This is a genomic window from Chryseobacterium oncorhynchi (assembly GCF_002899895.1).
Classification (GTDB): domain Bacteria; phylum Bacteroidota; class Bacteroidia; order Flavobacteriales; family Weeksellaceae; genus Chryseobacterium; species Chryseobacterium oncorhynchi.
This window is the reverse complement of the sequence record NZ_PPEI02000004.1, coordinates 384831-401731: the sequence shown is the minus strand read 5'-3', so window position 1 is coordinate 401731 and position 16901 is coordinate 384831. Positions and strand designations below refer to the sequence as shown.

The window sequence follows — 16901 nt, the reverse complement described above, 5'->3', positions numbered from 1 at the left end:
AATATGTTCACAGGAATTATTGAAGCAGTTGGTGTTATTGAAAAGATTGAAGAAAAAGGAAGCAACATAGATTTCACCCTGACATGCCCTTTTACAAGCGAGCTTAAAATTGATCAGAGCTTGGCGCACAACGGATGTTGCCTTACTGTAGTGGAGATTAAAGACAATCAATATGTGGTAACAGCCATCAACGAAACATTAGAAAAAACCAACCTTGGAAAATGGGAATTGGGAACTGTTGTTAATCTTGAGCGTTGCATGAAGATGGACGGAAGGTTAGACGGTCATATCGTTCAGGGGCATGTTGATAAAACCGGAGAAGTGGTAGGGATTGAAAATAAAGACGGAAGCTATTTCATTACAATGAAGTATGAATCAGACGGAAACTTTGTGACGGTACCTCAGGGCTCTATTACTGTAAATGGAATCAGTTTGACTGTAGCAAAAAGTGAAGATACACAGTTTTCCGTAGCCATTATTCCTTATACATGGGAATTTACTAATATGCAGCACTTGAAAATTGGTGATAAAGTTAACCTGGAATTTGACATCATTGGTAAGTATATTGCTAGGTTAATTAAAAAGTAGGATGTCGATTAATAAATATAAAGGATATAGCTTAAGGAATCGAGTGTTTTTCGGTTTCTTATTGGTATGTTTTTTAAGTGTTGTGGCAACTTCGCTTGTGCCTTATTTTGTTTTAAGGAATAACTCTCTCCAGCAGAGTAATATCGATATGCAGGAGAAAACCAATGCCGTAATGAGGTATCTGGATTATGCAGTAAGCCGAACACTTGTAGAAACAAAAGATCTTCCGAAAGTTTTAGGAAATAAAATCTTTGAAATAGCAGATATCAACCAGCATGATATTGTTATTTATGATCTGAAAGGTGATTATGTCCTTTCCAATAAAGATGAAAGCCTGATTAGCCAGAAGACACTGCCAATAGAAATTATCAACAAGATTCTGGCTACAGACGCAAGAGTTGATATGACAAGGTATGATGCAGCTAAAGATGCTAAGCTTACCTCTTCCTATCTTCTGTTGAAAAACAATGAGCTTGAGCCCATTGGTGTAGTCTATATTCCTTTATATCATAATGAATCTGCTTATCTGGAGGTTCTTCATCAATATGTAAAATATATTCTTTTAGTAGATATTTTCCTTATTTTATTTAGTGTCTGGATTAGCTGGGTGACTTCCAATAGCCTAGCAAAAACCATTACAAAGTTCTCTGATATGATTACTCGTATTACATTGTTTGAAAATGAAATGCGCCCTATCAGGTACTATAAGAATGATGAGTTGAATGCTTTGGCGAGAGCTTACAATAGGATGATTCTTCAGATTCAGGATCAAAAAGAGAGATTGCGTTTCAAGGCTTCAGAAGAGGCGTGGAGAGAAATGGCAAAACAGGTTGCTCATGAGGTGAAAAACCCGCTTACTCCTATGAAGCTTACCATTCAGAACTTTGAAAGAAAATTCGATCCTGAAGATCCAAATATCAAAGAAAGAGTAAAGCAGATGAGTAAGACAATGGTGGATCAGATTGATCTGATTGCCACGGTAGCATCAGCTTTCTCAGAGTTTGCTAAACTTCCTGAAAAAAATAACGAAGTCATCAATCTGAATACAGAGGTTGAGGATATTCTTCGCGTATTTAATGATGATAGCATCTTTATGCATGCGAATAAGAGTAATATTATGATCAATATGGATAGGATTTATCTTTCCAGAATCATTACCAACCTTGTTACCAATGCAAAGCAGGCAGAAAGTGATGAACGAAAACTAATCATTAATGTAGATGTAGAGCAGCATCAGAGAAGAGTAATTGTTTCCGTTCAGGATAACGGAATTGGAATTCCTGAAAATATGTACGAAAGAATCTTTGAACCCAATTTTACTTCCAAAAGCAGTGGGATGGGACTTGGTCTATCCATGGTAAGAAAGATGATTGAAGATTATAAAGGGGAAATTTCTGTGAAATCTGAAGTAGGAAAGGGGTCAACATTCATTATTACATTACCTACTAACTTATAGTGAAGCCTTTTAAGTTTAAACAATTCGAAATTCAGCAGTCTAAGAACGTCTTCCGTGTAGGAACGGACGGGGTTTTGCTTGGAGCTTTAGCCAGTGTTGAGCATGCTTCTCATGTTTTGGAAGTGGGAACGGGTACAGGATTGATTTCCTTAATGTTGGCACAAAGAAATTTACAAGCCGATTTTTTAGGATTGGATATTAATGAAGAAGCCGCGTTTCTTACAAAGATGAATTTTGAAAATTCGCCCTTTTGTGTAAGACTGAGTAATGTTCATCAGGATTTTAAATCTTTTGAAGCAGATAAGAAATTTGATCTGATTGTCTCTAATCCACCGTATTTTGAGGAATCTGGATCTGAAAAAGACAAGATCGCACGTCAGACTGTAGAATTAAACTTTAGGCAGTTAATTGAAAAGTCGGCAGAATTTTTATCTGAAAATGGACTTTTCTCTGTTATTATTCCTATTGAAGCAGGTGAGATCTTTATCCTCATTGCAGAAGAAAATAACCTGTTTTTGAATCGTAGAGTACATGTCAAAGGTATTGACGGTTCAAAAGCAAAAAGGCTTATTCTGGAATTTTCTCCAACAGAAAAAAAACTTGATGAATCTGAGTTTATCATAGAAAAAAGTCCGAGAATATACTCGGACTCATATCTTGAACTCACTAAGGAGTTTCATATTTTTAAAAAGTAAAATAGAAGTTAGAAACGCTGTTATAGAGCTTTATAATTTCTAAATCTTACATTTTTCTTATTCAAATAATTCTGCTGTATCCAGTACAGATACTTTTCCGTCTTCACATCTGATCGCTTCACCAGGGAAGTTTTGAATCATATGGTAGTCATGCGTTGCCATTACTACTGCAGCTCCATTTTCAAGGGCTACTTGCTTCAATAGCGTCATAATTTCATTGGAAGTTTCCGGGTCAAGATTTCCTGTTGGCTCATCTGCTAAGATAAGATCTGGGTGGTTAAGTAATGCTCTTGCGATAGCAATACGTTGTTGTTCACCTCCGGAAAGCTCGTGTGGCATTTTGTGCTTTTTGCTTTTCATGTTCACGCTTCCCAGTACTTCATTGATTCGGTCTTCTATTTTTACCTTGTCACTCCATCCTGTCGCTTCCAGAACGAACTTCAAGTTTTTTTCAACCGTTCTGTCAGAAAGCAACTGGAAATCCTGGAATACAATTCCTAATTTTCTTCTAAGATTAGGAATGTCAGATGGCTTTAGCTTTGCCAGCTCGAATCCTACCACAGCTCCATGTCCTGACGCTAATGGGATGTGACCATAAAGCGTTTTCAAAAGTGAGCTTTTTCCAGAACCTGTTTTTCCGATAAGATAACAGAATCTCCCTTTTTTTATGTTAAGATTTACATCAGTAAGAACTGTAAAGTTTTTCTGTGCAATTTTTGCATGCTGCAAACTTATGATATTGTCTCCGGAGATATTTGTATGTGGCATAATTTAATTTTAAAGGCTGTTTCTAATAAAAATATTTCAACTTTTAAAAATAGAAAAAATAAGTCTATTGGACTTAAATTTTAGTAAATTTTAACAACAAAAAATGCCTGAAAAGTTACTTTTCAAGCATTTTTTGTATATGATAATAAAAAGATTATCTCTTAGCGCGCGCAGCACTTACAGTTAAACTCTTTCTGCCTTTAGCTCTTCTCGCAGCCAAAACTCTTCTTCCATTTGGCGTAGACATTCTTTCTCTGAAACCGTGTTTGTTTCTCTTTTTTCTTTCTGATGGCTGGAATGTTCTTTTACTCATTACTATATGTTTAAATCGTAATTAATCTATTAATTTTCAGGTTGCAAAGATATAGAAATTTTTATAAGATACAAACTTTGATTATCTTTTTTTGAAAATATTTGAAATGTTTTTTAGTCAAACATTTCCAAACCCTGATAAGAAACGAATTTCTACGGGCAAAAATAATATTAAAATGATTTATATAAAAGCTCTATCTTTGAAAACTTAAATTTTAACGAAAATAAACACAAGATGTTTACACCAGCAGAACTTTTAGAGATCAATACATTACTTACGCCTGAAAACAAAATAGTTATCCTTACCCATTATAACCCGGACGGAGATGCTATAGGGTCCAGTCTTGGATTGAAGCATTATTTAGCAGCTAAAGGAATTCACGCTGAGGTTATTGTTCCGAATGATTTTCCTAAGTTTCTGAAATGGATGCCGGAATCTAAGAAAGTAATTATTGCAGAATATAAGAGGAAATTGGCTTCTGACATGATTTTCGGGGCAGATGTGATCTTCTGTCTTGATTTTAATTCTCCATCAAGAATAGGCTTATTAGGAGATTGGTTGGTAAAAGCCCAAGGAAAGAAAATTCTTATTGACCACCACCAACAGCCGGAACCATTTGACTTCGTGTATTCAGATACAGTGATTCCTGCAACTTCACAGATGATTTATCATTTTATTGAAGCAATGGAAGATGAGAAATTGGTAAATCAAGATGTGGCGGAATGTTTGTATACAGGGATTATGACTGATACAGGAGGTTTTCGTTTTCGTTCTACCAGTGCTACTACCCACAGAATTATTGCTAACCTGATTGAAAAGGGAGCAGATCCTGCTATGATAACTTCCAATACATGGGATACGAATACTGTTTCCCGTCTTCATTTGTTGGCTTTAGTGTTAGGAAGAATAGAGGTGGTAAATGAGGGTAGAGTAGCTATCTTAAGCCTTACGAGAAATGAACTTAAAGAATTTGGCTTCCAGAAAGGAGATACTGAAGGTTTTGTAAACTATGGTTTAAGCATTGCCGGAGTAAAAATGTCTGCTTTTTTCATGGAGGATCTGTATGAAGATTTTATTAAAATTTCATTCAGAAGTAAGGACGATGTAGATGTAAATCAGTTCTCCAGAAAATATTTCAACGGAGGAGGTCATATTAATGCGGCAGGAGGAAAATCTGATGATTCTTTATCAGGAACCATAGAAATTTTCAAAAACAGATTGATTGAGGAAAATTTGTAGTAGATAAAAATAATTAACCTGTTTTAGGTTTAAAATATTGAGTGTTATAGGTTTCTATAGCACTTTTTTATTTTAGTGAGTTTTTGGCTTTTCAGATTGTCAAGCCTTTTGTGTAACCTTTTTCTTCCAATTCCATGCAGGTATAGTCATAAACCTGTTGAAACATTTCATCCAGATATTTCTTGTTAAAAAGACTATATTTTGTCATTTTTGGAGGATCTAAGAATATGTTGCAGTGTTTCACCTTGGAATAGACTGATTTTGCAATGGCTAAGTGAAGAATCCTGTCAAACTCTTTCATTAAACTCATTTTATTGAGTTCATCATAGCTTATTGAATTCACATGAGAAGCTATCAGAAAGTCACATTTGTCCATGATCGGTTCAATAGGAAGATTGTCCAGAACCCCGCCATCTACGTATATTTTATCACCCATTCTTACAGGAGGAAGAATAAATGGAACACTTGATGAGGCAAGAAGAGGTATGAATAGCTCTCCCTCGGAAAAGAAATCAATAATTCCATGAGTCATTTCTGTAGCAGCAACGTAAACGGGAATTTTTAGGATGTTAAAATTATCCTCAGGAAAATAGTCCTTAAATAATTTTAGAATAAAACTCGAACTGAATATTCCGTTTTTGGATAGTTTCAGAGCAGATCGGGAGAAAAAAGAAGTGTGTTTTACGATTTCCATCATTTCATCCGGAGTTTTCCCGAAAGAATAAAAAGCACCAATGATAGAGCCTGCACTTGTTCCTGAAATGATGTGTGGTTTCAGATTGTATTCTTCCAGTGCTTTTAGGACGGCAATATGGGCAATTCCCCGCATTCCTCCGCCTGAAAGTGTAAGTCCGATAACCGGTGGCTTCGGTGGTTCCTTTTTTTTGAACGAGAATAAACCCATTTCTAAAAATTATTCTTTACTAATATACAGTATTTTTTATGAACAATTCTTTGTACCGAACCTTATAAAACCAGTTTTTTAGGAAGATTATGAAGAAGTTCGGTATTGATAATTTCTGCACAGATTCCTGGCTTTTCCCAATGACCGTTGTGGCCACAATCTAAGATGTAGGATTTTATATTTGTTCTGTCCGGAAGATTCTTAATGGTAACATCAGTTTTTACAGCATTATCGTGTTTTCCGGCCAATACTAAAATTTTAGCTTCCAGATTTTCCATGATATGCTTTTTATCGGTTCTCTCCACCATTCCTTTTACACAGGCAAGGGCTCCCATGTTATTTGTGGAAAGTGCTGTTTCAAGTGCTGTTTCAATTTTACCTTCCAGAATGTCTCTTTCGTTGGGATTAAACAGGTTAGGAACTCCAGCTCGGGCATAATGAGCAAACGCATCTTTAATGATCCTATAGCTTTTTATACGCTGTTGTTTTTTCTCTTCATCATCTGCAAAATAGGTTGAAAAAAATAAAGTTAGACTTTTTAAAGTATTCGGATATTTTTCAGCAAAAGCTAATGAGGCATAACCTCCCATAGAATGTCCCAATAAATGTACTTTTTCCAGATTTTGATCATCCAGGACTTTTTTTACTTCATCAGCCATCAGTTCCATGGTGTGAATTTCTCCAAGGGTCTCTGATTGTCCATGGCCGGGAAGATCAATTTTTAACAATGAAAAATCCTTAGAAAGATGCGATTCCATATCACTCCAGATAGATAGGTTTTCCATAAAGCCATGAAGGAGTACTAATGTTTCTTTTCCGTTTCCTTTTCTTTCAAAGTTCAGCATGATTTCAAAATTATAAAAGTTAAAATAATACAGTTTACCTTGTATGAAGTAAAGGTAGACTGCGGATAGATTTTACTTTCAAATGTAAACAAAAAAGAGCATTTTAAAAATGCCCTTTATCTTTTATTGAGTTAATTCCTTGTAAATTTTTGTTTCCCAAGGTTTGATGTCTGTAACACCATAGCGTTCTTTTTTGGAAATAGCCAGATTGTCCAACATGTCTACGAAGTTTTTATAGTTGGCTTCATCCGTTGGTTTCACTATAACAGTGAATTTATTTGGTTTAGGAGCATTTTTATAGGCTTCAGCAATGATTTTAGAGATTTTTATTCCACTAAAGTCAGTTTCCTTAAGATTTGTGGTATTGAGATCTTTCTCATTGCTTTGGTGATAAAATACCCGGTTGTCTTTTCCAAGAATGAATGTGACCTGGTTTTTGTCTCCAATAACGGGAGTATTAATAGGATTTGGGTTGGGATCTTTTGCCGGTAGTCCTAAATCCATTACATTGGGTTTTGTAAAATTGGTTGTGAACATAAAGAATGTTATCAGTAGAAATCCCAAATCTACCATGGGAGTCATATCTACTCTGATTAATTTTTTCTTTTGCTTGCCGCCCTGCTTTTCTTGTGCAATTACTTCAGCCATAATTAATATTTTAAAATGTTAAACGGTATTTGATGAAAACTTTAAAACCCGATCGTGATTTTGAAGAATTGATACAAAGTTTATACCTAAATTTTAAAATGTGTAATAAATTTTCATTTTTATTAAATGATTACACTTAAATAATGTTAAAGTCAATGTATTAAAGTTGTGATTAGCAAAAGAGTTCCTTGTTTATTTTCTGTTATTAATTTTTTTTAGCCATAAAAAAACTCACACTGAAAAGTGTGAGTTTAGAGATGTATGTAAATAATTTACTTGTTCTTTTTGTAGAAATTTACTCCGCATTCAAGGAATTTCTTAAAGTCCTCTTTTGGCATGTAACCAGAAACCGGAGTATTGATTACTTTCCCGTCAGGAGTTATTAAAACATAGTGCGGCTGAGAGTTATTATTAAAGTTAACTTGTTGGAATAAGCTCCATCTGTCACCAATTGTTTTTACCTTTTTGATTTGCCCCTCTCCAAGGTCAATTTTTGTTTTTTGATCCTCAGGAAGTTCTTCCTTATCGTCCACATATAGAGAAGCTAAAACAACATCATTTTGCAGTACCGGTAGAATATCCGGCTCGCTCCATACAAACTCTTCCATTTTTCTGCAGTTTTCACAGCCATAGCCGGTGAAGTCGATCAGAATAGGTTTGTTTTCTTTCTTAGCAACTTCAATAGCCTTGAAAAAGTCATGTTCAGGGTGCATTCCTAATATTCCGTCTTTTTCATCATGGAAATAACTTACATTCAATGGAGGTAAGATTCCGCTTAATAACTGAAGTTTTGGACGGTCAGATGGAATTAATCCCTGGATCAGGTAGATTACAAAACCAATTCCTAATGCCCCTAATATTTTTCTTGTAATTGAGATTTTAGGTTTTTTATCATCGTGCGGGAATTTGATTAATCCAAATAAATATAAAGCTAAGCCTAGCGCAATGATAATCCATATGGCGATAAAAAGTTCTCTTTTTAAGAAGAAAGTTTTAGATACCAAATCTGCCTTAGATAAGAACTTTAAAGCTAAAGCTAATTCTACGAAACCTAAAACCACTTTTACTGTGTTCATCCATCCTCCTGATTTTGGAAGACTTTGTAAAGCTTGCGGGAATAAAGCCAATAGTCCGAAAACAATAGCCCATGCTAATCCAAATCCAGCCAATGCAAATGTTAATAACATCGGAACATTAGATGATCCTGTTACTGCACTTCCTAATAAACTTCCTAAAATAGGACCTGTACAAGAGAAAGAAACAATAACCAGTGTCAGTGCCATGAAGAAAATACCGATGATTCCTCCAGCCTCTTCAGCTCTTGATGACTTGTTGGCAATTGAACTAGGTAATGTAATATCATAATACCCGAAGAAACTTCCGGCAAAGAAGATAAATATAATAAAGAAAGCAATATTCAGCCATACGCTCGTTGAGATCTCATTGAAGATATTTCCTGCAATTCCATCAATGATGTGGAATGGAATACTCAATAAAACGAAAATAAGAAGAATGAAAAATCCATAGATGATCGCATCTCTTTTACCTTTTGCTTTATTCTTGCTTCCCTTGGTGAAAAATGAGACTGTTAAAGGAATCATTGGGAAAACACAAGGTGTTAATAAAGCAATTAATCCTCCAATGAAACCAAGGAATAAATAAGTCCAGTAGTTTTCCTCCACTTGGGTAGTAGCTGTTCCGCAATCCGTTAGTGGATTTTTGAAATCCAGTGTTTCAATTTTCAACTGCTTTGGATCTAATTTTGAAGCCTCAGAAATGGTTACATCTGCCTTTGTTGGGTTTTCGGTAACAGTTTCTAAGGTTTTTACAGAATCTTTTGCTGTTTCTGTAGTCTCTTTGGTTGCAGCTTCTTCAGTTGCTCCTTTGGGGGTAACTTTCTGATTAAATTCTAAGGTGTTCGGAGCAAGGCAAACTCTGTCATCACAGGTTTGATAGGTGATTTCCGAAATAACATCGGCTGGTTTTGTAGGATCTTTTAGCTTAAATTTCTGCTTGAATCCGGCTGAGTTGGAATAATAAACAATGGTTCCGCCAAAAGCTTCAGAAAATTCTTCATGCTTTTTACCAACCTCTGTAAACTTTCCTATAAGTTCAATATTTTTTCCTGAAACCTTATACTCAGTCGGGATTCCTGTATCTTCAGGAAGATCCTTAGAGTAAATATGCCAGCCACTTTCCATAGTAGCATTCAGAACTGCTTCATACTGGTTATTGCCCAGATCATTAACAGTGAATTTAAACTTTACAGGATTCTTAATCTGTGCGTTGATTCCTGTTGCTAAAAATAGTAGAATTAATAAAAACCAATTTCTAAATTTCATTTTTCGTTTCATTAAAAATTTTGAGAATACATTTTGTTTTCTCATCCTTTGCATATCTTCTATCCTGTCTGAAAGGTAATACTCCAAGTACGGAATTGTTACTGTCAGTCAGTATCCAAATTTTTTGCCTCGCTAAAATAGATAATTTTTCGTCCCTAAAAAACTTAGAAACTTTCTTTTTCCCTGAAAAACCTGTCGGGAAAAATTCATCACCATCCTGCTGTTTTCTTAAATGCAGCGGGAAGTGAAGTTTTTCAGCATCAAAGCTCCATTCAAAATGCTTATCGATTCCATCAATGTCTTCAATAGAATTCGGGATGTTAATATCGATCTGGTTTTCTGAAAAATCAAAATGATCAATCAATAAACTTTCATCTTCGATTTCCTGTTTGTGGTTTCTTTCAATGAGAATCAATTCATTTCTGTTGACAATCAACTGATACTCTTTAGAAAAAAAAGAACTGTTGTTCTCTGCCTTGAAAATTTTGGGAATTTCTTCTTCCTGATTAAACCCGTATTTTTTTAAAATTTCAAACTTGACAAAATCGCTTTCCTGATCTAGCTTTTCCTTTGATAATATTTTATGGCCTTGGTTAAATACGGTAAGCGTATTTTCTATTTCCTGAATTTGCTTTTGAACAAAATCATTGGCCTGATTCAGATAAAAAGAACTCTTTTTGAAGTTTTCCAGAAAGTGATCATTCGTCTCCTGTAGCTTTGGAACGATTTCATTCCTAATTTTATTTCTGAGATAATCACTTTTTTTATTGGAAAGATCTTCCCGAAACTCAATATTATTTTGTTCTGCAAACTGATAAATTTCTTTCTTTGAAAAACTTAACAGCGGACGGAGAATAGAATTCGCGTTGGACGGAATTCCACTCAAGCCTTTAATACCCGATGCTTTTGAAAGATTAATAATAAATGTTTCCAGCTGGTCATTTAAATGATGAGCCGTAACGAGAAATTTCAGTTTTTCCTTTTGTTGGATTTCTTTGAAAAATGTATAACGCAGTTCTCTTGCCCAAAGCTGAATAGAATTTTCCGGTTTTTGATCTTTTTCCGAAACTTCATACAAGTGGAATTTAATATGATTTTTCTCACAAAAATCCTGTACAACCTTTTGATCAAGGTCTGAATCTTTTCCGCGAAGTTTATAATTGATGTGAGCAATTTGAAATATGTGCTCTTTACCTTGTGTATTGTCTCTTAAATCCTGAAATAAAGAGGCTAAAACCATAGAGTCGGCTCCTCCGCTCACAGCTAAAAGATAGGTGTGATTTTCAGGGTTGTGAACAAGATTTTCTAATTGACTTTTAAAGCTTAATTTTTTCAACATATCTGTTGAGAATTTCTTTTATGCAAAGATAAACCATATAATTCAATTGAATTTCCCTAACTTTGAGTAGTCTAAAAATGATTACTTATGAAGATTTTTAAAGTTTTAGCAGTTTCTGCAATGGCGTTGGGAATGACTTCTTGTGTGAGCAAGAAACAATATGATGCCTTGAGTAGCAACTATAAGCAGTGTATTGAAAATATCGGAGAAAGACAGAGAGAGATTCAGGATCTAAAATCCCAAAACTCTGCATTGACAGGTGAAAACAATTTGTTGAAAAGTCAACATGATGCTTTAAAATCATCATTGGATGCATGTCTTTCAAATACAGGAAAAAGTTCTGCTAACATTGATAAGCTGGTAGGGGAGATTAATGCTTCTAACACTTATATTAAGCAGTTGATTTCAAGTAATGCTAAAAATGACAGTTTGAACCTTGCGTTGTCTAACAAACTGAAGAGATCTTTGGATAATGTATCAGATGAGGATGTACAGGTGAAAGTGCTGAAAGGTGTAGTAATGATCTCTCTTTCAGATAAAATGTTATACAAAACAGGAGATTATAACATCTTGCCTGCAGCTCAGGAAGTGTTAGGTAAGGTTGCGAAAGTAATTAATGATTACGATAAATATTCAGTATTAATTGAAGGAAATACGGATAATGCAGCATTAAATTCTCCAAACCTGCCAAGAGATAACTGGGATCTTTCTGCATTAAGAGGTACCTCTGTTGCTAAAGTTCTTCAGACTCAGTTTGGTGTAGATCCAGCAAGAATTACAGCAGGTGGACGTTCTGAATATAATCCTAAAGCTACGAACATGAGTGTTTCCGGTAGATCTGAAAACAGAAGAACTGAAATTATCATCATGCCTAAGCTGGATGAGTTTATGAAACTTATGGATATTGCTCCGAAGAAATAATCAAATCTTAATAAAAAAAAATCCCGAATTACTTCGGGATTTTTTTTTAATCAAATTAATTCTTCCTTTTTTAAAAGGGAAATAATTCGCTGTAAAAATGAATTGGATATTTCAGTCTTGGTTTTTTTTGCAGAAGACTTCGTACCACTTTTTGGTGATGCGATTTTTTGATTCCCATGGTTAGTTTGTGTCTCTCCTGCAATCATTTTGTTTCTCTTAGTGTTTTTACCCCTTTGTTCTCTCTGCAAACTTATAACTAATACCACAGAAAAAACATCCGTATTTTCACGGTATTTAATATGGGGTTTTTCCCCATAATGGGTAGAGTTGTTAATAGTTTTTCTAAATTCTAATTCTTTGGTTTATAAAATAATGCGTATATTTAATTCTCGTTAAAAGGAATTAATATATAGAGGTATCCGAAAATCTTATAGAGTAGGAAAACTAAATCAACAAATTATTACTATGAAAAATCTACAAAAACTTTCAAGAGAAAAAATGAAAAATGTACAAGGTTCTCTAGGCGATGACTATTGTAATCCTCAGATTATTTGTCAAAGAACTAGTGACTGCTGTCCGGGATGGGTATGTGGAGGAAAAGGAGAGTATTGCATTGCTTATTAATAATTAAATAGGTATATATAAGAGAAGAGAGATTGATTTCTCTCTTTTTTTGTTTCAATATGTTATTCAAAAAGAAGTTTTAAAATTCTTAAATTTGTTTAAATTAAAATTGTATGAGTTTTTTTGAAGAAAAGAATCCTGAAATGGATAGGTATTTGGAATCACATGCTTCTTCGGAATCTGAAATTCTGAAAAAGCTGAGGAGAGAAACTTATCAGAAGACAACACAGCCACATATGATCTCTGGATATCAGCAGGGGAGATTATTAACTATTATTTCTCAAATGCTGCAGCCTAAAAATGTTCTTGAAATAGGAACTTTTACAGGTTATGCTACCTTGTGTCTTGCTTCGGGATTAGCGAAAGATGGTAAAATCACAACATTAGATGTGAATGAAGATCTAGCTTACCTTCCAAAAAAATATTTTGAATCCAGTGAATATGCGGATCAAATTGATTTTAAACTTCAGGATGCGAAAGAGTTTTTAAAGGAAACGGATGAAGTCTTTGATTTAATCTTTGTAGATGCAGATAAGGAAAACTATGCAGATTATTTCAGATTAATAAAACCTCATACAAAATCAGGATCAGTAGTGATGTTCGATAATGTTCTGTGGTATGGAAAAGTGCTGGAGGAAAATCCAAAGATGAAATCTACACAGTCTATCCAGGAATTAAATGATTTAGCGGCAAAAGACGATGATTTTGAAAATCTTATTCTACCTTTGCGTGATGGAGTAAACTTTCTTCGCAGGAAGTAACTAAATAGTAAAGGATTAAATATTCAAAACGTTTATAAATCGTGATATTTTAATCTTTTAATTATTCAATCTTTTAATTTAGAGTTAATGAATAAAGGAATTTGTATTGTTACAGTAGCACCGGTTCGTGCAGAAGGTTCTGATAAAGCCGAAATTGTTACTGAAATATTGTTTGGAGAGAGTGCGGATATTCTGGAAGTGAATAAAAACTGGACCAGAATAAAAATGCATTATGATGGCTATGAAGGATGGATGGATACCAAACAGCTAAAACCTGTAACAGATGAAGAGCTGGCAAATAGAAAAGTTACTGTAGTTACAGAGGACTTTTCTTCCGTATTGATGAATGATGGAAAAACATTACTTTCAATGGGATCTGAAGTAGAATTTCCTGTGGTGGCCTCAAGAAGAAGTCATGACGTAAGGGAAAGTATTGCTTTGGCATCAAAGGAATTCCTTAATGTTCCATATTTGTGGGGTGGCAAAAGCTTTTTTGCCGTAGACTGCTCCGGATTTACACAACTGATATATAAAATTCATAATATTAAACTTCCTAGGGATGCTTCTCAACAAGCTGAGGTAGGGGAAGCGCTTACCTTTGTGGAAGAAACTCAACCGGGTGATCTTGCTTTCTTTGAAAATGCGGATGGGAAGATTATTCACGTAGGAATTATGCTGGAAAACCAGAAGATCATTCATGCGTCAGGAAAAGTAAGAATTGATACTTTGGATTCTACAGGAATCTTCAATAAAGAAATGAATAAACATACTCATAAACTGAGAGTTCTTAAAAGTGTTATTTAAAAGTATAACAAAAAAGTCTAACGACTAAATCAATCAAAAATTGAACTTGCTTTATAATATATTCATTAATCTTCTCATTGTTGGAATGAAAGTTTTTTCATGGTTTAATGATAAAACTAAAAAGGGCGTTGAGGGTAGGAGACAATCTTTGCATAAAGTAAAATCTGCGTTTTCAAAAACTGATAAGGTGATTTGGATGCACGCAGCAAGTCTGGGCGAGTATGAACAAGGATTGCCCGTTTTAGAGAAGCTTAAAGAACAATTTCCTGATCATAAAATTCTGATCACTTTCTTCTCACCATCAGGATATGAGAATGTTATTAAAAAGAAACATATTGCAGATGTGATTTGCTATCTGCCTTTTGATAAAAAGAGTGCTGTAAGAGAGTTTGTATCACAATTTAATACTAAACTATTTTTTACGGTGAAGTATGATTACTGGTATAACTTGCTTGCCGAGCTCAAAAATAAGGGAGCAGATATTTATGTAATTTCTGCCTTATTCTACGAAAGACAATCTTTTTTCACATCTTACGGCAAATGGTTTGTGAAACAGCTTCGGAAGAACGTAGATTGGTTTTTTCATCAGACACAGTTTTCGCTTGCGTTGGCTAAAAGTGTAGGATTGATGAGGTCTTCCGTAACAGGAGATACAAGATTTGATAGGGTAAAACAGCTTCAAATGCGAGATAATCATATTGATTATGTTTCGGATTTCATAGGAAAAAATAAGAGTGTTGTTTTTGGGAGTTCCTGGCAGGCTGAGGAGAAAATTGCTGAAATGATCTCCCAAAAAAATAATACTGTAAAAATGATTATTGCCCCCCATGATTTGAAGAGGGTAGAGCACTTAAAGAATATGTTTCCGGATGCGTTATTGTATAGTGAAGTACAAAGTTTAAACCTTTCAACGTTCAGTTCCCAGATCCTCATTATAGACAGTATAGGCTTGTTATCAAAACTGTACTCTTATGCAGATATAGCTGTGGTAGGCGGAGGTTTTCATGATGCAGGATTGCATAATATTCTGGAAGCAGCGACATTTGGGGTTCCCGTAATCTTTGGAAATCGTTACAAAAAGAATCCTGAGGCAGACGATCTTATTTCCATGAATGGAGGAAAGTCCTTTGCAGACGAGCAAACAGCCGCAGAATTCGTTTTATTTCTTGCCAATGAAGAGAATGAAGAAGAGCTCACAGAAATGTCTCAGAATGCAAAAAATTTCGTTGATGGAAAGCCTAATTCCACAGAAATGATTCTGCAGAAAATTCTATCTTAAAAAGCCTTGACTTTTTATCTCTTTCATTGTTTGCTCAATATTTTCAGGAATGTTATCGCACTCCAGCCAGTTAATATCCAGCCCGTTATTGATGCATAATTTTTGAAGATAATGGTTTTCTGATATTTTGGTTTGGGTATCTCGTAGAAACTCATCAATTTCCATCCAGTAATCCTCATCCAGTTTTTTAATTAATATCAGGGATTTGAATACTTTATTGATGATGTAGATGTACAATTTGTAAACATTGTCAAACCTCTGTCTGCTCAATTCATTATTATAATCCAGAATCTTATTAATCATCAGTAAATTAATTGAAACTTCACCAAATTTGTCAGTTGTTATTTTGACATGTTCGGTAATTTCAGCACTTATTTTTCGGATGATCGTCAGGAAATATTTGGCATTCCCAATATATTTTGAAGCTAAAAGAATTTTCTCCTCTACATCTTCTTCCATCGTACTCCTCTTATCATCGGTGGTAGCCGGATCAATAAGCTCGAAGTACAATTTTTTAGACAGTAATTTATCCTTTCTCAGTAGTCTGAAGATAAGTTTATCCTTTTCGGTACTGGAAAAAGCACTCAATGCTGCCTTAAACTCTTTTGAATACTCCATTAGTTGAAAATTTTTGAATATTTTAGAAACCCATTCATGGCCCAGTTAGCAGTGTAATATAACGATTTTAAAGTGGAGAATCCCATGAAATCTTTATATACAAGATACTGATCCTTGATGATATTTTTTTTATTTCTGGAAACACTATTCTCACGCATTCTGTATTTTGCCATGGTTTTATTAATAGGCATTCCTTCGGGGATTACTTTTAATAGGTTTAGCCACATCACATGATCTTCACGTTTGCTTTTGACAGGGAATAAAAATTTCCCAACCCTTTTAGAGTCATACATGGTAGAAACAGGAGCCAATCGGCATGTCTTCAGGAGATTGGAAAATGTAACTACTTTGTCTGCAAGAAAATCTTTCAGAATCGGCTGAAGCTGCTCATCACATCTTGAATAATTGCAATACACAAGCTCTGCATGATGTTCCTGCATATAACCCGTCATAGTCTCAATGTATTCAGGGTACCAATAATCATCAGAATCCAGAAAAGCAATATATCTGCCCTTGGCTCTTTCAAGACTATTATTTCTTGCATTTCCGGCACCTCCATTTTTCTCCAGAACCTGCAGCTTTATTCTTGGGTCATTGTATTTCCTGATAATTTCTACTGTATTATCCTTAGAAAGGTCGTCTGTGATCAGCCATTCCCAGTTTTCGTAGGTTTGGTTAAGGACAGACTGTATGGTTTCCTCAATAAATTCAGCAGAATTATAACAGGGAGTAATAATGGAGACAAGGTCTTTCATCT

Annotated in this window: 18 protein-coding genes; 9 read left to right on the top strand and 9 right to left on the bottom strand. The window is 34.7% G+C overall.

Annotation, left to right across the window (positions count from 1 at the left end; translation table 11 throughout):
• The first annotated feature begins 3 nt into the window (after positions 1-3).
• From C1638_RS15450 to C1638_RS15440, 3 genes are read left to right on the top strand one after another with little or no spacing between them, the layout of a single operon-like run.
• A complete protein-coding gene (locus C1638_RS15450; RefSeq protein WP_109622395.1) occupies positions 4-588 on the top strand; it encodes a riboflavin synthase in 585 nt (194 codons plus the stop codon).
• Position 589: 1 nt separating this feature from the next.
• The gene (locus C1638_RS15445; RefSeq protein WP_109622394.1) at positions 590-2044 is read left to right on the top strand and encodes a sensor histidine kinase; all 1455 of its coding nucleotides are present in this window, start codon (positions 590-592) and stop codon (positions 2042-2044) included.
• Positions 2044-2739 carry a tRNA1(Val) (adenine(37)-N6)-methyltransferase gene (locus C1638_RS15440; RefSeq protein ID WP_109622393.1) on the top strand — a complete coding sequence of 232 codons (696 nt, stop codon included), beginning with the start codon at positions 2044-2046 and terminating at the stop codon, positions 2737-2739. The genes C1638_RS15445 and C1638_RS15440 overlap by 1 nt, the downstream gene beginning before the upstream one ends.
• 57 nt (positions 2740-2796) lie before the next feature.
• Here the strand turns inward: C1638_RS15440 and C1638_RS15435 are convergent, their stop codons facing one another.
• Positions 2797-3507, bottom strand: a complete 711-nt coding sequence (locus C1638_RS15435) for a cell division ATP-binding protein FtsE (RefSeq protein WP_076355104.1) — start codon at positions 3505-3507, stop codon at positions 2797-2799.
• A gap of 154 nt (positions 3508-3661) precedes the next feature.
• The gene (gene rpmH, locus C1638_RS15430; protein ID WP_034701860.1) at positions 3662-3820 is read right to left on the bottom strand and encodes a 50S ribosomal protein L34; all 159 of its coding nucleotides are present in this window, start codon (positions 3818-3820) and stop codon (positions 3662-3664) included.
• 234 nt (positions 3821-4054) lie between these two features.
• Between rpmH and C1638_RS15425 the strand changes: the two genes are divergently transcribed.
• Positions 4055-5059: a DHH family phosphoesterase gene (locus C1638_RS15425; protein ID WP_109622392.1), complete on the top strand. Its 1005-nt coding sequence runs from the start codon at positions 4055-4057 to the stop codon at positions 5057-5059.
• 91 nt (positions 5060-5150) lie between these two features.
• Here C1638_RS15425 and C1638_RS15420 read toward each other — a convergent pair whose 3' ends face one another.
• The 5 genes from C1638_RS15420 to tilS all read right to left on the bottom strand — a co-directional run bounded on the left by C1638_RS15420 (position 5151) and on the right by tilS (position 11137).
• Positions 5151-5963 (bottom strand): patatin-like phospholipase family protein, encoded by an 813-nt coding sequence (locus tag C1638_RS15420; protein ID WP_109622391.1) that lies wholly within the window; start codon positions 5961-5963, stop codon positions 5151-5153.
• A gap of 62 nt (positions 5964-6025) precedes the next feature.
• Complete coding sequence (locus C1638_RS15415; protein ID WP_109622390.1) at positions 6026-6808, bottom strand: alpha/beta fold hydrolase; 783 nt, start codon at positions 6806-6808, stop codon at positions 6026-6028.
• Positions 6809-6931: 123 nt separating this feature from the next.
• Entirely contained in the window at positions 6932-7456 is a 525-nt protein-coding gene (locus tag C1638_RS15410) for a biopolymer transporter ExbD (RefSeq protein WP_109622388.1), read from the bottom strand.
• A gap of 272 nt (positions 7457-7728) precedes the next feature.
• Entirely contained in the window at positions 7729-9798 is a 2070-nt protein-coding gene (locus C1638_RS15405; protein WP_109622537.1) for a protein-disulfide reductase DsbD family protein, read from the bottom strand.
• On the bottom strand, positions 9788-11137 hold the full coding sequence (gene tilS, locus C1638_RS15400) for a tRNA lysidine(34) synthetase TilS (protein ID WP_109622386.1): 1350 nt from the start codon (positions 11135-11137) through the stop codon (positions 9788-9790). The genes C1638_RS15405 and tilS overlap by 11 nt, the downstream gene beginning before the upstream one ends.
• An 87-nt stretch (positions 11138-11224) precedes the next feature.
• On the opposite strand from tilS, the gene C1638_RS15395 reads away from it, so the two are divergent.
• The 5 genes from C1638_RS15395 to C1638_RS15370 all read left to right on the top strand — a co-directional run bounded on the left by C1638_RS15395 (position 11225) and on the right by C1638_RS15370 (position 15526).
• Positions 11225-12058 (top strand): OmpA family protein, encoded by an 834-nt coding sequence (locus C1638_RS15395; RefSeq protein ID WP_109622384.1) that lies wholly within the window; start codon positions 11225-11227, stop codon positions 12056-12058.
• A 465-nt stretch (positions 12059-12523) separates the two neighbouring features.
• The gene (locus tag C1638_RS15385) at positions 12524-12682 is read left to right on the top strand and encodes a CCPGW family putative bacteriocin (protein ID WP_109622380.1); all 159 of its coding nucleotides are present in this window, start codon (positions 12524-12526) and stop codon (positions 12680-12682) included.
• 113 nt (positions 12683-12795) lie between these two features.
• The gene (locus C1638_RS15380) at positions 12796-13443 is read left to right on the top strand and encodes an O-methyltransferase (protein WP_109622377.1); all 648 of its coding nucleotides are present in this window, start codon (positions 12796-12798) and stop codon (positions 13441-13443) included.
• Positions 13444-13530: 87 nt separating this feature from the next.
• Positions 13531-14247 carry a C40 family peptidase gene (locus C1638_RS15375; protein ID WP_076355086.1) on the top strand — a complete coding sequence of 239 codons (717 nt, stop codon included), beginning with the start codon at positions 13531-13533 and terminating at the stop codon, positions 14245-14247.
• Between the two features lie 40 nt (positions 14248-14287).
• Complete coding sequence (locus tag C1638_RS15370) at positions 14288-15526, top strand: 3-deoxy-D-manno-octulosonic acid transferase (RefSeq protein ID WP_109622376.1); 1239 nt, start codon at positions 14288-14290, stop codon at positions 15524-15526.
• Here C1638_RS15370 and C1638_RS15365 read toward each other — a convergent pair.
• Together C1638_RS15365 and C1638_RS15360 are read right to left on the bottom strand one after the other, a co-directional pair.
• Positions 15518-16144: a calponin homology domain-containing protein gene (locus tag C1638_RS15365; RefSeq protein ID WP_109622375.1), complete on the bottom strand. Its 627-nt coding sequence runs from the start codon at positions 16142-16144 to the stop codon at positions 15518-15520. The two genes, C1638_RS15370 and C1638_RS15365, sit on opposite strands and share 9 nt — an antisense overlap.
• Positions 16144-16899 (bottom strand): glycosyltransferase family 2 protein, encoded by a 756-nt coding sequence (locus C1638_RS15360; protein WP_109622373.1) that lies wholly within the window; start codon positions 16897-16899, stop codon positions 16144-16146. The genes C1638_RS15365 and C1638_RS15360 overlap by 1 nt, the downstream gene beginning before the upstream one ends.
• Positions 16900-16901: the final 2 nt, after the last annotated feature.

Bases quoted from the DNA above. Each gene is read 5' to 3' on its own strand.
- C1638_RS15375 (WP_076355086.1), top strand. From the start codon at position 13,531: ATGAATAAAGGAATTTGTATTGTTACAGTAGCACCGGTTCGTGCAGAA.
- C1638_RS15415 (WP_109622390.1), bottom strand. From the start codon at position 6,808: ATGCTGAACTTTGAAAGAAAAGGAAACGGAAAAGAAACATTAGTACTC.
- C1638_RS15360 (WP_109622373.1), bottom strand. From the start codon at position 16,899: ATGAAAGACCTTGTCTCCATTATTACTCCCTGTTATAATTCTGCTGAA.
- C1638_RS15405 (WP_109622537.1), bottom strand. From the start codon at position 9,798: ATGAAATTTAGAAATTGGTTTTTATTAATTCTACTATTTTTAGCAACA.
- C1638_RS15395 (WP_109622384.1), top strand. From the start codon at position 11,225: ATGAAGATTTTTAAAGTTTTAGCAGTTTCTGCAATGGCGTTGGGAATG.
- rpmH (WP_034701860.1), bottom strand. From the start codon at position 3,820: ATGAGTAAAAGAACATTCCAGCCATCAGAAAGAAAAAAGAGAAACAAA.
- tilS (WP_109622386.1), bottom strand. From the start codon at position 11,137: ATGTTGAAAAAATTAAGCTTTAAAAGTCAATTAGAAAATCTTGTTCAC.
- C1638_RS15425 (WP_109622392.1), top strand. From the start codon at position 4,055: ATGTTTACACCAGCAGAACTTTTAGAGATCAATACATTACTTACGCCT.
- C1638_RS15385 (WP_109622380.1), top strand. From the start codon at position 12,524: ATGAAAAATCTACAAAAACTTTCAAGAGAAAAAATGAAAAATGTACAA.
- C1638_RS15365 (WP_109622375.1), bottom strand. From the start codon at position 16,144: ATGGAGTATTCAAAAGAGTTTAAGGCAGCATTGAGTGCTTTTTCCAGT.
- C1638_RS15450 (WP_109622395.1), top strand. From the start codon at position 4: ATGTTCACAGGAATTATTGAAGCAGTTGGTGTTATTGAAAAGATTGAA.
- C1638_RS15380 (WP_109622377.1), top strand. From the start codon at position 12,796: ATGAGTTTTTTTGAAGAAAAGAATCCTGAAATGGATAGGTATTTGGAA.
- C1638_RS15410 (WP_109622388.1), bottom strand. From the start codon at position 7,456: ATGGCTGAAGTAATTGCACAAGAAAAGCAGGGCGGCAAGCAAAAGAAA.
- C1638_RS15420 (WP_109622391.1), bottom strand. From the start codon at position 5,963: ATGGGTTTATTCTCGTTCAAAAAAAAGGAACCACCGAAGCCACCGGTT.
- C1638_RS15435 (WP_076355104.1), bottom strand. From the start codon at position 3,507: ATGCCACATACAAATATCTCCGGAGACAATATCATAAGTTTGCAGCAT.
- C1638_RS15445 (WP_109622394.1), top strand. From the start codon at position 590: ATGTCGATTAATAAATATAAAGGATATAGCTTAAGGAATCGAGTGTTT.